The following is a 13,105-nucleotide window of genomic DNA, read 5'->3' as shown; positions in this document are numbered from 1 at the left end:
AATTTGGAAGCGCATGTTTTCGCCCGAATATTCCCAACGATTTCCGCCAGCTCAGGGTGCCCGCCCTGATTCCTCAATCTCCCAGGCGGCTTCAGCCCTTATAGAGTGTCCGTGCCACGCATGCTGTGCTTCCTGGACTGCATCTGTTCCGCCAGGGATCAGCGAGCCTTACGGGCGCAACACATCCCGTTGGGTGTTTTTACCGATTCTACGATTCGGGCCCTTCAGAACCGCGAGTGTGCGTAAGTCGGCGCGCGAGGCACCAGACCGGGAACTCCGGAGCAGATGGAACCGATTAAAAAATATAAGCAATAACAACGTGTTGTCGGCGCCGCCTGATCACATCTGCGTGTTATTTGTGCAACACCCGCCGGAAAACACACTCCATAGGCCCGTTTCGGCGCGTTCTCTTGTTGTGTGTGCAAGGACGTTCAGTAATTGTGATCGGGCGACGGAGGGGGGCATCCCAAGGTCGTCCCGTTTAGGTCTTTCGCTTAAGTCCCTCGCGTTCATGCGGGTGTGTCCGAAGACGCGAAGGTGGCCAAAGCGGTGATTTAAAGGGGGTTTGGGAATTGGCCATTCGGGTCAGTGACCTTCCCTGAAGAGCAACTTGGAGGTTTAACATGAAGTTGGTTAAGAGCCTTTTGCTCGGCTCAGCGGCGGGTCTCATCGCCGTGAGCGGAGCGCAGGCTGCCGATCTCCCCGTGAAGGCCAAAGCGGTCGAATACGTGAAGATCTGCTCCCTGTACGGTGCGGGTTTCTACTACATGCCGGGCACCGACACCTGCATCAAGTTTGGTGGCTATCTGCGCGCCGACGTCTGGGCCGTCGGCGGTGACTACGGTTTCCGTCAAGGCGCGAACCAGGGTTCGAATAACCGTCTGACAAACTACTGGGGCGAACGCGCTCGTATGGACTTCACGGTCGATACGCGCACGGCGACCGAGTACGGTGTTGTTCGTACCTACGCCGACTTGGTCTTCACGTGGGATACGCAAAGCGTCACCGGCAGCAACCCGTCGATCGTTGCGGGCACGCCTAACACTTCGGCCTCCCTCGGCCTCTACCATGCGTTCATCCAGTTCGCTGGCTTCACCTTCGGCCGCACGGTCTCGATCTTCGACGCCCCGTGGCAGAGCTATCCGGCTGGCGGTCCCGATACCCTTCCGGGCGGTTCCAACCACGTCACCGGCATCAATCAGGTCGCTTATACCGCTGACTTCGGCCAGGGCATCACCGGTTCGATCGCGTTGGAGGATGAAACGACATCCGCTGGCGGTCAGTCGAACCTCTGGAATCTGTCGAGCGCGACTGCGGGCGGCATGATCACGGGCGCGTACGGCGCCAACGATTGGGGTGGCACGCGCGCACCCGATATCACCGGTGCCGTCCGTGTTGACCAGGCCTGGGGTCTGGCTCAGATCTCGGTTGCCGCGCATGACATGCATGCTGCCTATTACCTCGGGACGGAACCTTCGGGTCACCCGACTGACAAGTGGGGTTGGGCGGTTCAGGGTTCGTTGTCGATCAAGAACATCCCGACTGGCGCAGGTGACTCGATCAACTTGCAGGCGGTCTATACCGATGGTGCGAGCCGCTACAACTTCCAGAGCTTGTTCCCGCAGACCTTCTTCATGTACAGCGGTAGCGGCATTGGCGCCTATCAGGGCCTCGGAATTGCCGGCATCGCCGATGGTGTCTTCACCACCGGCTCGTCGATCGAATCCGTCAAGACCTGGGGCTTCCGCGGTGGCTACAGCCACAACTGGAACCCGAACTGGGTGAGCGCCATCTATGGTGGCTACGGCGCCCTGCAGTACGGTTCGGCTGGCAAGGCTACGATCTGCGCGAACATGGTTGGGCTGCTCGGCCTCACCGGCAACTGCAACCCCAACTTCAACTTCGGTGTGATCGGTGTCAACACCGTCTGGAGCCCGGTGAAGAACCTGGCGTTCACGGCGGACCTGAGCTGGTCGCATCTGGACCAGAAGTACTCGGGCACCATCGCGAGCCCGGGCCTTGCGACCGCTGCCAAGCCGGCAGCTCTCTATGAGATGAAGAACCAGGACTCGCTCGCCCTGCTCCTCCGCGCTCAGCGTAACTTCTAAAATCAGTCCTGAGCCGATAACAAAGACCCCCAGCGATTTCGCTGGGGGTCTATTTTTTGCTTGTCACTTTGAACATTCTTGCCGCGCGAAATCGACACACGCGCTCATTTCGTGCCTTGCAGCGCGACGGCGCGGCCGTTGTTCTCTCCAGCAAAGGCGACTAGAGTTTTTTGCACCAGTTCACCAAAAAACCGACCCGTCGTCGGGGTGCAGAATCCAATCATATGTCGCAGCAAAGCCGCAACAAGGGAGCTTCGGCTCCCACCTCACCCCATCTGTCGGCTAATCTGGACCAGGCAATTGCTGCGCACCGTTCGGGCAATCTGTTGGAGGCGGAGCTCGCCTACACGACCATTCTGAGGGGAAGCAAGACGCATCCCATCGCGCTGCATATGCTGGGGCTGTTGCACGCCCAGCGCGGCAATTTCGCGGGCGCCGAACCATTGCTCAAGAAGGCTGTCCGTGTCGACTCCGGCAATCCCCACGTTCTATTCAACTATGCCAACGTGCTGCGTGCATTGGACAAGACAGACGATGCACTCGCTTGGTTTGCGAAAGTCATTGCCCTGTCTCCGAACTTCGCCGAAGCGCATCTCAATCGCGGCGCGATCCTGCTTGCACGGAAGGAGCTGCAGGGCGCCATCGCGGAATTTGATCGCGCAATTGCGATTGCGCCATCGAGCGCAGCGTTCGCAAACCGAGGCAGTGCGTCCCAGCAGCTTGGTCAGCTTGACGAAGCGCATAACAGCTACCAAAGCGCCGTCGAGCTTGCTCCGTCGAATCCACAGAACCATTTCGCGTTGTCTGAGGTCCTTACTCAAATGGGTCGAGACGACGAAGCGATCGGAGCGCTCGAAAGAACGGTCGCACTGGACAAGGCTTTCCCGTTCGCGTTGAGCAAGCTGATTGCTTCCAGGCGGAAGCGCGCCGACTGGCGCAGTTTCGAACGCGAACAGGGCGCGCTGGACGAGGCCGTCCAATCCGGCGCGGCGATCGATCCCTTTGCTTTCTTTCATGTCTCGTCATCTCCCGCACACCAATTGACCTGTGCGAAGACATATGTCGCCAACGTCGCCCCGGAACGAGCTGGCGAAATACCCCGAACGCCGTCGCCGGTTTCCCGGCTGCGGGTCGCGTACCTGTCTGCCGATTTTCGTAATCACGCCACCGCGCATTTGACGGCCGGACTTTTCGAGGCGCACGACCGCGAGCGCTTCGAAATCAGCGCCATCTCCTACGGTCCGGATGACGGCAGCAAGATGCGCAGCCGCCTGGAGGCAGCATTCGAACGCTTTGAAGACGTCAGCCATCTTACCGACGAGGCCGTCGTCAAGCTGATACGCCAGCTCGATATTGAGGTCCTCGTCGATCTCGGGGGCTTCACCGCCGGTGCGCGGCCGAAAATCCTTGCGCGCCGGGCGGCTCCCATTCAGGTCAACTATCTCGGCTTCCCCGGCACGATGGGCGCGTCCTATATCGACTACGTCATGGCCGACCGCATCGTCATCCCCGGAGGAGAGCAAAAGTATTACGCCGAGAAGGTGATTTATCTCCCCGACAGCTATCAGGTGACCGACCCGAAGCCTCTGCCAAATGCGCCGGCCCGGAGCGAGGTCGGACTGGCGGAGGATGCATTCGTCTACTGCGCGTTCAACCGAACGTCCAAGATCACGCCCCCGCTGTTCGAAGTCTGGATGAGGCTGCTCAGCAAGACCCACGGCAGCGTCCTTTGGCTGCTTGATGGAGACCCGATCGCCAGGGAGAACCTGACGCGTGAAGCTGTTGCGCGCGGCATCGGCGCCGAGAGGATCGTGTTCGCCCCACACGTCCCCGTCGACGAACATTTGGCGCGCCACCAACTCGCCGATCTGTTCCTGGATACATTGCCCTACAACTCCCATACCGCGGCCAGCGACGCCCTTTGGGCTGGCTTGCCGGTCCTGACCTGCCTTGGCACCGCCTTTGCGGGACGTGTTGCAGCCAGTCTCCTGAATGCTGTCGGTCTTCCTGAACTGGTGACGCGCTCGCTGGACGAATATGAGAGTTTGGCGCTTCGCATTGCGCACGATTCCGAACTTCGAACCGCCCTGAAGAGCAAGCTGGCGACACATCGGACCACTTGGCCTCTTTTCGATACTGTCGGCATGACCCGACACATCGAAAAGGCCTTCAATGAAATGTGGCGCCGGCATTGCGCCGGCGAAGCGCCGGCCTCGTTTGCCGTCTAAATCTCATCATGAGGCCGCCTTGGCGCGACGCCTCATGTAATTCCCTCCATGGGCTTCACTGCATATGAGTAACAACGAACCGGACCTTCTGAACGATCTCATCCGGCCAGCACGGCTGACCTCGGTGGTCGATGTCGGGGCCAATCCGATCGATGGCGAGCCACCCTACAAGGCGATGCTGCAACGAAGACTTTGTACCGTCGTTGGCTTTGAACCGCAGGACGAAGCGCTTGCGGTGCTCAACGCCCGCAAGAGCGACCTCGAGAGCTACTATCACTATGTCATCGGAAACGGGCACAAGGCAAAGCTGCGTCTCTGCCGGCTGCCAGGAATGACAAGCTTGCTGCTCCCGGATCAGAATGTGCTGTCGCATTTCGCGAAATTTGCCGAATGGGGCAGCGTGGTCAGCGAACATCCGGTCCAGACCCGCCGGCTCGACGACATTGCCGAAATCCAGGATCTGGATTTTCTGAAAATCGACGTTCAGGGCTCTGAACTCGCCGTCTTCGGAAGCGCGCGGCAAAAGCTGAAGCGGGCGGTCGTCATCCAAACGGAGGTTTCGTTTCTTTGTCTCTACAAGGACCAGCCGACATTCGGGGATATCGATGCCGAATTGCGCAAACAGGGATTCGTTCCCCATGCCTTTACAGCATTCAAACAGCGCATGATCGCTCCATTGAGCGACCCGTCCAATCCCCATGCCGCTATGAACCAGCTACTCGAGGCCGATATCGTCTATGTGCGAAACTTCATGCGGCCAGCTGACATGACGGTCGAGCAACTCAAGCATCTGGCTATGATCTCTCATCATTGCTACCGCTCATTTGACCTTGCTGCGAACTGTATTCACCACCTGATTGCTCGCAGGTCGATCCCTGATCAGTCGATCCACGACTACATGGCGTCCATCCAGCTTCCGCAACGCTGACCTGAGCTGGTCGCGCCTGGATCAGAAGTATTCCGGCACGATCGCTGCTCCGGCCGTTGCTACCGCTGCCAAGCCGGCAGCCGTGTACGAGCTGAAGGATCAGAACTCGCTCGTTCTGCTCCTCCGCGCTCAGCGCAACTTCTGATATCTACCAATCAACTCGAGCCCCCGGCGGGAAACCGCCGGGGGCTCTTGCTTTTTGGCGATGCGGCCCTGGCCTTCTGACGCGCAAATCGACAGATGATAATCGACCGGGGCACGGACCGGACGGAGCCGATCACGTCTCCGGAAACGAAGAGGCCGCCTTGCGAGGCGGCCTCTTCGTTCTGATACCCAACCGTCCCTATTTCAAGTCCAAGGCTCGGCGGTGGCAAAGGCGCGGCAGTGGCGATATCATTCCAGCCCCAATTCATCCAGTTGGTTAGGCAGCGCGTAGCAAGTCTTGAAGTTGAGAACGCTTCTGAAGTTCTGGACCGGCCGCGCTCAACCCGGGCATGGCCAGTGGTGGTTCTTCCGTTCGAGAGAGGAGGCCGCTACTCCACGCTGCCGGCGCCGCGGCGCAAATCGGCCTCGATCTGCAAGCGCGTGCCGCCGCCGAAGCGGGCGCGGTAGACCTGAAGATTCTCCACGATCCGCTGCACGTAGTTGCGCGTCTCGGAAAAGGGAATCAGCTCAACCCAGTCGACTGCGTCGATCTTCGGGTCGCGCGGGTCACCGTAGCGGTTGATCCACTTCTTCACGCTGCCGCGGCCGGCGTTGTAGGCCGCGAAGGTCATGATGTAGGAGCCGCGATAATCCTCGAGCAGACCGCCGAGCTCGGCCGCCCCGAGCGTGGCGTTGTAGGACGAATCGTTCTTCAGCCGCGAGAGGTCGTAGGTCGCGCCGTGTCGTTTGCAGACGTAACGCGCGGCGTCCGGCGTCACCTGCATCAGGCCATAGGCCTGCGCCGGCGAGACCACTGAGGGATTGAATGCGCTTTCCTGTCGCGCGATCGCGTAGACGATGCTGCGCTCGACCTCGGGACCGATCTGCGTGAACTGTGGAATGCCGTTGATGGGGTAGGCGTAGAAGTCGAACGGCAGGCCGCGATTGAGCGCGGCCTTGCCGACCAGCAGCATGCCACGCGCGTCGCCGTGGCGCTGGGTCAGCTCGCCGAGGCCGGTCAGCGCCTCGGGATCGCCATTCTCGCCCATGTCGGCAAGCATCGGCACGGCGAGTTCGCGCTCGTCGAGCTCGTAGAGCAGTTGCGCCGCGCGCACGATCTCCAGCCGCTCGGCGCCGCGGCTGCGTGGCTGGCTGTTCAGCTCGATCTGGGGCAGGCCGAGTTTTGCGCGCGCGAGCTGGCCGTAATAACTGGTGGATTGCTCGGCTGCGCGGGCATAGGCGTTGCGCGCCTCCTGTTGGCGACCGGCGGCCTCGGCGGCGCGGCCCTGCCAGTAACCGGCACGCGCCAGCGTGGTCGGATTGACGCTGCCGACGCCGATGCGGGCAAAGTGCTGGGCGGCGGCCGTGGGATCGTTGAGGAAGCGCAGCGCAATCCAGCCCGCCGTGAATTCCTGCTCGGTCTTGTAGATGTCGCGCGAGGGAAGCGCTGCGTCGCGCGCGATCAGATAGGCGCTGCGGAATTCCTCGGTGTCGATCATCTTGCGCGCCAGCAGGCGCCGCTCGATCCACCATTCGTCGAGATTGTAGAGGTGGCCCGGATCCTTCGGCGCCGACAGCATGAGCTGGGCAGCTTCGGCAAACTTCTCCTCGCGCCGCAGCAGCTGGATCTTGCTGAAGATGAAGCCGGGATCGCTGTGCAGCTCGCGCGGCACCTCTTCAAGCAGCGCGCGTGTGTTCGGCGCCTTCTTGAACGAGGCGATGCGGGCCTTGGCGAGCGCGACATAGCCGGCGCCGAGCCGTTTTGCCGCGCGCAGTGCTGCCTCGTGCTCGCTGCCATAGAGCAGCGTGTCCATCCGCGCCTTCTGGTCGCCCGGCGTGAGCAGGGCGCCGAACTGGTCGAGCGCGTTGTTCTCGGTATCCTCCGACATCGGATCGCTGCGCCAGGCCTCGCGCACCAGCCGCTCGGCATTGGCGCGGTCGCCGCGTGCCAGCATCGCCTTGGCGAGCACGAAGCGGCCCTTGGCCGAAACAGGGGATTCGTTCTCGAACCACGACCAGCCAACGGAATCGTCGCGCCTGTCGTCCCACATCGCGGCTTCGAGGCGCCGGCGCAGGAAGGTCTGCGACGGCCAGCTCGGATTGGCGGAGAGGAAGGCGCGGTAGCGCTCGACGCTCGCGCCATTGTCCTCGCTGCGCAGGATGATCCATTCCGCGAGCTTTCGCGCGACGGGATCCGAAATCGAATCTGCGTAACTGCTGGCGTCGCCCGGCTTGCGCTTGCGCACGAGCTCGATGACGTTCTCGAGCGTGTCCTTGTCGGCTTGCGATGTCGACGAGGTCGCCGCGACCGCGGCCGGCGTGACCGGCTTGCGCGGCGCGGCGTGCTGGCGGGTCGCAGGCGCCAGCACCGGCGTTGCGACCGGTCTGGCGGGGGCGGGGGCCGCGGCGGAAGGTCTGACGGTGGCCGTCACCGCAGGCGCGGCGGACGTGTTGGCGGCGGGTCGGGATTTTGGCGCGGGGGCGGCAGCGGCGGGCTTCGGCTTGTCCTTCGCGGCATCCTTGCTGGCGTTCTTGCCAGCGTCCTTCCCAGGTTTCTTCGCAGCATCCTTAGCCGGGGCGGCTGCTGCTGCTCCCTTGCTTGCACCCTTGGCGGCTTCGTTGCCCGCGCCCTTGGTTGCCTCCTTGGCCGATCCCTTCGGAGTTTCCTTCGCGGGCGGCTTGGCAGCTGGCTTTGCGGTTCCCTTTGCAGTCCCCTTGGCAGCTTGCTTGGCAGGTTCCTTCGCGGTGTCCTCGGCCGTCTCATTGGACTTGGCCAAGGCGACGCAGCCGATCGACAGGCCGCCCAACAGGCATAGAGCCAGACCGGCAGATCGCCATGCGGCACGAGGAAAGGAGGTCACGGAGGTTCGTCGCCCCGAATCAGTCAATTGGCTCAAGACCTATCTGTACAAGATCTGGCTGTATTTGATTGAATATGCGGACAAAATACCAACAGCCGCTTACCTCCGCCGGGTTTGCACCATCACCGCGGCAAAATCGCGGCTTAAACGGTTCGTCACGCGGATGCGGCCCTTTTACCGGCGGGTGAGACCCGATATGTAGGGGGCTTGCTCTAAAAACTCGCCGCGTACGGAGGAAGTCCATGGTAGCCAAGACGAAATTCCGGGGGTCGTTCACCGCCTTGGTCACGCCGTTCAAGAATGGCTCGCTGGACGAGGCGGCGTTCCGCTCCCTGGTCAACTGGCAGATCTCCGAGGGCACCAACGGCCTGGTGCCGGTCGGCACCACCGGCGAGAGCCCGACGCTCAGCCATGACGAGCACAAGAAGGTCGTCGAATGGTGCATCGAGGAGGCCAAGGGTCGCGTGCCCGTGATCGCCGGCGCCGGCTCCAACTCCACCAAGGAAGCCGTCGAGCTGGCCCAGCATGCCGAGAAGGCGGGCGCCAATGCCGTGCTGGTGGTGACGCCCTACTACAACAAGCCGACCCAGGAAGGCATGTATCAGCACTTCAAGGCGATCAACGATGCGATCGGGATTCCGATCATCATCTATAACATCCCGCCGCGCTCGGTGATCGACATGTCGGTCGACACCATGAAGCGGCTGTGGGAGCTGAAGAACATTGCCGGCGTCAAGGACGCCACCGCCAGCATGGTGCGCGTGTCGCAGCAGCGCGCGGCGCTCGGCGAAGACTTCAACCAGCTCTCGGGTGAGGACGCCACCATCATCGGCTACATGGCGCATGGTGGCCATGGCTGTATCTCGGTCACCTCGAATGTCGCGCCGCGCCTGTGCGCCGAGTTCCACGCAGCCTGGCAGAAGGGCGACGCCAAGGCGGCTCTCGCGATCCACGACAAGCTGATGCCGCTGCACAACAACCTCTTCATCGAGAGCAATCCGGCGCCGATCAAGTACGCGATGTCGCTGCTCGGCAAGTTCGGCGAGACGTTGCGACTGCCGATGGTGCCCGTGTCTGAGCCGACCCGCGCTGCCGTGCGCGACGCCATGGTGCACGCGGGCCTGATCAACTGATGCGCTAGCCAATCGGGGAGCGTTCATGAGCGTCGACGAAAAGGGCAGGCGGATGCTCACTGAGTTCCGCGATTTCGCCATGAAGGGCAACGTCGTCGACCTCGCGGTCGGCGTCATCATCGGCGCGGCCTTCGGCGCCATCGTCACTTCGCTGGTCGGTGACATCATCATGCCGATCATCGGCGCCGCCACCGGCGGCCTCGACTTCTCGAATTACTTCGTCTCCTTGTCGAAGACGGTTAGCGCCACCAACTTAGCGGATGCGAAAAAGCAAGGCGCAGTACTTGCTTACGGCAGCTTCCTTACGCTGACGATCAACTTTATCATTGTCGCGTTCGTGCTGTTCCTGGTGATCCGCGCCATGAACACGCTGAAGCGCAAGGAAGAGGCCAAGCCCGCGGAGCCGCCGAAGCCGTCGGCCGAGGTCGTGCTGCTGACCGAGATCCGCGATCTCCTCAAGAAGTGACGCGCCCGCTTCATCCAAACTGTTAGCTTACGCGCGCATCTCGATCAGATTTGTTGTTCCGGATTTTGTAGGTCATGGCCGATAAGAACGAACGTCCCATCAAGGTCATGGCGGAAAATCGCAAGGCCCGCTTCAACTATGCGATCGAGGACACGGTCGAGGCGGGGATTGCGCTGACCGGAACCGAGGTCAAGTCGATCCGCAACGGCAAGAGCACGATCGCCGAGTCCTACGCCGACTCGAAGGATGGCGAGATCTGGCTGATCAACGCCACCATTCCCGAATACCTCCAGGGCAACCGCTTCAACCACGAGCCCAAGCGGCCGCGAAAGCTGTTGCTGCACCGCCGGCAGATCAACAAGCTGATGGGCGCGGTCGACCGCGAAGGCATGACGCTGATCCCTCTCAAGCTCTACTTCAACGAACGCGGGCGTGCCAAATTGCAGCTCGCGGTTGCAAAGGGCAAGAAGCTGCACGACAAGCGCGAGACCGAGAAGAAGCGCGACTGGAGCCGGGAGAAGGGCCGGCTGATGCGGGCGAGGGGATAGCGGCAAGAGGAGAGCAAGAGGACAGGATGTCTCAGAAAAACCTGCTCGAGGTCGATTGGAGCCAGATCCCCGCACCCGCCGACGATGGCGGTGCCGCGCATCTGAAAGGCCTGACGCTGCCGGCGATCAGCCTGCGTGCGACCGATGACAATTCGGTCGATCTTTCGGCGCTCCCGGGCCGCACCGTGGTGTTCGCGTACCCGCGCACCGGCGAGCCCGGCAAGATCGCGCTGGTCGATGATTGGGACATGATCCCGGGCGCGCGGGGATGCACGCCGCAGACCTGTGCGTTTCGCGACCTGTTCGCCGAGTTGAAGGCTGCCGGGGCCGCGCAGGTATTTGGCCTCTCGACCCAAAGCAACGAATATCAGACCGAGATGGCGTCGCGTCTGCATCTGCCATTCCCGGTGCTCTCGGACGAAAAGCTGGCGTTCACGCGTGCTCTCAACCTGCCGACCATGGAGGTTGCGGGCCTCACGCTGATCAAGCGCCTCGCGCTGATCGTCGACGACGCCAGGATCACCCATGTGTTCTATCCGGTGTTTCCGCCCGATCGGAACGCGGGCGATGTGCTGGACTGGCTGAAGGCCAATCCCGCAAAGACTCCAGCAAAGGGTTGATTATTTTGACGCGTTTTCTTTACGCGAACCGGAAGCCACTTCGCTCGAAAACGCTCTAGTCGAGGTCGGCCTTCACCCTCGCGAACACGCTGCGGAACATGTCTGTCGTCAGCACGCCCGTGTTCGTATTGTAGCGGGAGCAGTGATAGCTGTCGTAGAGCTTGAACGCACCGGCCTGGTGCACCGCGCCATGGCCGAACGGGGCTTGCGAGGCCTTCAGGTTCAGCGGCTTGAGCACCGTGTCGTGCGCAATCCGTCCGAGCGCGACGATCGCGCGCAGCTGCGGCATCGTCGCGAGGTTCGCCGCGAGAAACTGGCGGCAGGTGTTGATCTCGACCGGCAGCGGCTTGTTCTGCGGCGGGACGCAATGCACGGCATTGGCGATCCGGCAGTCGACCAGCTTCAGGCCGTCGTCGGGCCGGGCCTGATAGGTGCCCTTGGCAAAGCCGTATTCGAGCAGCGTGGCGTAGAGCAGATCGCCGGCATAGTCACCGGTGAACGGCCGGCCCGTGCGGTTGGCGCCCTGCATCCCCGGCGCGAGACCGACGATCAGGAGGCGCGCCGTGATGTCGCCGAACGGCGGGACCGGAGCGTTGTGCCACAGCGGCTCGCGCGCGCGGTTCGCCTCGCGAAAGGCGACCAGGCGCGAGCAGAGCGGACAATTACGGTCTGGAACGAGGGCGGGGGCCTGGCGGCTAGACCGGGCCGCCTCACTCCTCGAAGTCGTCATCGCCCCTCGGCGCCATCGTGGTCGCGCGCTGGAGGAACTGCGGGGCATGGTGGCGCGCCTCGCGATCGCGCGGGGCGGGACGCTCGGACGGGTCGCGGCCAAGCTTGGACTGCAACTCGACGAGATCGGTGAAGACGTCGGCTTGGCGGCGTAGCTCGTCGGCGATCATCGGCGGCTGGCTGGCGATGGTGGAGATCACCGTGACCCGCACGCCGCGGCGCTGCACGGCCTCGACCAGCGAGCGGAAGTCGCCGTCGCCTGAGAACAGCACCATCTGGTCGACGTGCTCGGCGAGCTCCATGGCATCGACGGCAAGCTCGATGTCCATGTTGCCCTTGACCTTGCGGCGGCCGGAGGCGTCGATGAACTCCTTCGTCGCCTTGGTGACGACGGTGTAGCCGTTGTAGTCGAGCCAGTCGATCAGCGGACGGATCGAGGAATATTCCTGATCCTCGATGATAGCCGTGTAGTAGAACGCTCGCAGCAGCGTCCCGCGGCTCTGAAACTCCTTCAGCAATCGCTTGTAATCGATGTCAAAGCCGAGAGTTTTCGCAGTTGCGTAAAGATTGGCCCCGTCGATGAAGAGCGCGATCTTGTTGGTAGGGGAAGGTGACATTCAGTTTGCTCGCGTCGTGTTCGTGATAATTCGTTTATTGTTGGCGCGGCGGCAGCAAGCCGCGCAGTTCAAAGTCCTGCCGAAACCCGTCGAAACCGCAAATCAGGAGAAGTCAGGGCAATCAAGGTATAGTTATGGCCGACTTTCATACTCCCGGCGCCGCCCTCAATGGCAGCCCGGGAAACCACCCACCCCAGCCCTAATGTGGAGGTACCAGAGGCGTTTGGCGAGGCCAAATTACAAATTTGCCTTGCGAAATCGGTCCGGCCCCTATAACTAGCCCCAATCATCCACATATTTCGTCTCACACACAACGGAGCGACAGTCTATGGCTCGCGTCACCGTAGAAGATTGTATCGACAAGGTCGACAACCGGTTTGACCTGGTCCTGCTGGCCGCCCACCGTGCCCGCATGATTTCGTCCGGTTCACAACTAACGGTTGACCGCGATAACGACAAGAACCCTGTTGTATCTTTGCGCGAGATTGCCGACGAGACCATCTCGCCGGAGGACCTCCGCGAGGAGCTAGTGCACTCCCTCCAGAAGTTCGTCGAGGTGGACGAGCCCGAGCCGGACACGGTGCCGCTGATCGGTTCCGCCGGCGCCAGCGTCGATGCCGACGATACCGAGGTCGCTGTGGAGCGCATGACCGAAGAGGAGCTCCTGAAGGGCCTCGAAGGCCTCGCGCCGCCGGAAGAGCAGCCCGAGGAGGACGAGTAATC

At 62.0% G+C, this 13,105-nt stretch carries 11 protein-coding genes and 1 pseudogene; 9 read left to right on the top strand and 3 right to left on the bottom strand.

The genetic code is table 11. The features are described 5' to 3' along the window. Positions 1-623 precede the first annotated feature (623 nt). From ACP2YP_RS22760 to ACP2YP_RS22745, 4 genes and pseudogenes are all read left to right on the top strand, one after another. Positions 624-2,108: a porin gene (locus tag ACP2YP_RS22760; protein WP_426418573.1), complete on the top strand. Its 1,485-nt coding sequence runs from the start codon at positions 624-626 to the stop codon at positions 2,106-2,108. A gap of 170 nt (positions 2,109-2,278) precedes the next feature. Beyond that, entirely contained in the window at positions 2,279-4,336 is a 2,058-nt protein-coding gene (locus ACP2YP_RS22755; protein WP_426418572.1) for a tetratricopeptide repeat protein, read from the top strand. A 64-nt stretch (positions 4,337-4,400) separates the two neighbouring features. Further along, a complete protein-coding gene (locus ACP2YP_RS22750) occupies positions 4,401-5,264 on the top strand; it encodes an FkbM family methyltransferase (RefSeq protein WP_426418571.1) in 864 nt (287 codons plus the stop codon). Further along, positions 5,230-5,409 (top strand): annotated as a pseudogene (locus tag ACP2YP_RS22745) (porin); the annotation flags it as partial. The gene ACP2YP_RS22750 and the pseudogene ACP2YP_RS22745, both read left to right, overlap by 35 nt. A gap of 388 nt (positions 5,410-5,797) precedes the next feature. On the opposite strand, the gene ACP2YP_RS22740 reads toward ACP2YP_RS22745, so the two are convergent. Beyond that, complete coding sequence (locus ACP2YP_RS22740; RefSeq protein WP_426418570.1) at positions 5,798-8,269, bottom strand: lytic transglycosylase domain-containing protein; 2,472 nt, start codon at positions 8,267-8,269, stop codon at positions 5,798-5,800. A gap of 242 nt (positions 8,270-8,511) precedes the next feature. Here ACP2YP_RS22740 and dapA point away from each other — a divergent pair, with 242 nt between their 5' ends. The 4 genes from dapA to ACP2YP_RS22720 all read left to right on the top strand — a co-directional run bounded on the left by dapA (position 8,512) and on the right by ACP2YP_RS22720 (position 11,036). Next, positions 8,512-9,402 (top strand): 4-hydroxy-tetrahydrodipicolinate synthase, encoded by an 891-nt coding sequence (gene dapA, locus ACP2YP_RS22735; protein WP_426418569.1) that lies wholly within the window; start codon positions 8,512-8,514, stop codon positions 9,400-9,402. Between the two features lie 52 nt (positions 9,403-9,454). Next, positions 9,455-9,868 (top strand): large conductance mechanosensitive channel protein MscL, encoded by a 414-nt coding sequence (gene mscL, locus ACP2YP_RS22730; RefSeq protein ID WP_426426234.1) that lies wholly within the window; start codon positions 9,455-9,457, stop codon positions 9,866-9,868. A gap of 74 nt (positions 9,869-9,942) precedes the next feature. Continuing rightward, positions 9,943-10,416 (top strand): SsrA-binding protein SmpB, encoded by a 474-nt coding sequence (smpB, locus tag ACP2YP_RS22725; protein ID WP_148773839.1) that lies wholly within the window; start codon positions 9,943-9,945, stop codon positions 10,414-10,416. Between the two features lie 26 nt (positions 10,417-10,442). Next, complete coding sequence (locus tag ACP2YP_RS22720; protein ID WP_426418568.1) at positions 10,443-11,036, top strand: peroxiredoxin; 594 nt, start codon at positions 10,443-10,445, stop codon at positions 11,034-11,036. Positions 11,037-11,091: 55 nt separating this feature from the next. Here ACP2YP_RS22720 and ACP2YP_RS22715 read toward each other — a convergent pair whose 3' ends face one another. Then, the gene (locus tag ACP2YP_RS22715) at positions 11,092-11,766 is read right to left on the bottom strand and encodes a uracil-DNA glycosylase (RefSeq protein WP_426418567.1); all 675 of its coding nucleotides are present in this window, start codon (positions 11,764-11,766) and stop codon (positions 11,092-11,094) included. Then, complete coding sequence (locus ACP2YP_RS22710) at positions 11,747-12,382, bottom strand: NYN domain-containing protein (protein ID WP_426418566.1); 636 nt, start codon at positions 12,380-12,382, stop codon at positions 11,747-11,749. The genes ACP2YP_RS22715 and ACP2YP_RS22710 overlap by 20 nt, the downstream gene beginning before the upstream one ends. A gap of 328 nt (positions 12,383-12,710) precedes the next feature. Here ACP2YP_RS22710 and rpoZ point away from each other — a divergent pair, with 328 nt between their 5' ends. Next, positions 12,711-13,103, top strand: coding sequence for a DNA-directed RNA polymerase subunit omega (gene rpoZ / locus ACP2YP_RS22705; protein WP_014494742.1), 393 nt, complete (start codon positions 12,711-12,713; stop codon positions 13,101-13,103). Positions 13,104-13,105 lie beyond the last annotated feature (2 nt).

This window comes from Bradyrhizobium genosp. A (assembly GCF_049949275.1).
Taxonomy (GTDB): domain Bacteria; phylum Pseudomonadota; class Alphaproteobacteria; order Rhizobiales; family Xanthobacteraceae; genus Bradyrhizobium.
The sequence above is the reverse complement of the archived record's forward strand: the minus strand, read 5'-3'. Positions and strand labels throughout refer to the sequence as shown.

What these genes read in the sequence shown, in the direction of transcription:
- ACP2YP_RS22750 (WP_426418571.1), top strand. Translation starts at nt 4,401, where the DNA reads ATGAGTAACAACGAACCGGACCTTCTGAACGATCTCATCCGGCCAGCA.
- smpB (WP_148773839.1), top strand. Translation starts at nt 9,943, where the DNA reads ATGGCCGATAAGAACGAACGTCCCATCAAGGTCATGGCGGAAAATCGC.
- ACP2YP_RS22720 (WP_426418568.1), top strand. Translation starts at nt 10,443, where the DNA reads ATGTCTCAGAAAAACCTGCTCGAGGTCGATTGGAGCCAGATCCCCGCA.
- ACP2YP_RS22715 (WP_426418567.1), bottom strand. Translation starts at nt 11,766, where the DNA reads ATGACGACTTCGAGGAGTGAGGCGGCCCGGTCTAGCCGCCAGGCCCCC.
- dapA (WP_426418569.1), top strand. Translation starts at nt 8,512, where the DNA reads ATGGTAGCCAAGACGAAATTCCGGGGGTCGTTCACCGCCTTGGTCACG.
- ACP2YP_RS22710 (WP_426418566.1), bottom strand. Translation starts at nt 12,382, where the DNA reads ATGTCACCTTCCCCTACCAACAAGATCGCGCTCTTCATCGACGGGGCC.
- rpoZ (WP_014494742.1), top strand. Translation starts at nt 12,711, where the DNA reads ATGGCTCGCGTCACCGTAGAAGATTGTATCGACAAGGTCGACAACCGG.
- ACP2YP_RS22760 (WP_426418573.1), top strand. Translation starts at nt 624, where the DNA reads ATGAAGTTGGTTAAGAGCCTTTTGCTCGGCTCAGCGGCGGGTCTCATC.
- mscL (WP_426426234.1), top strand. Translation starts at nt 9,455, where the DNA reads ATGCTCACTGAGTTCCGCGATTTCGCCATGAAGGGCAACGTCGTCGAC.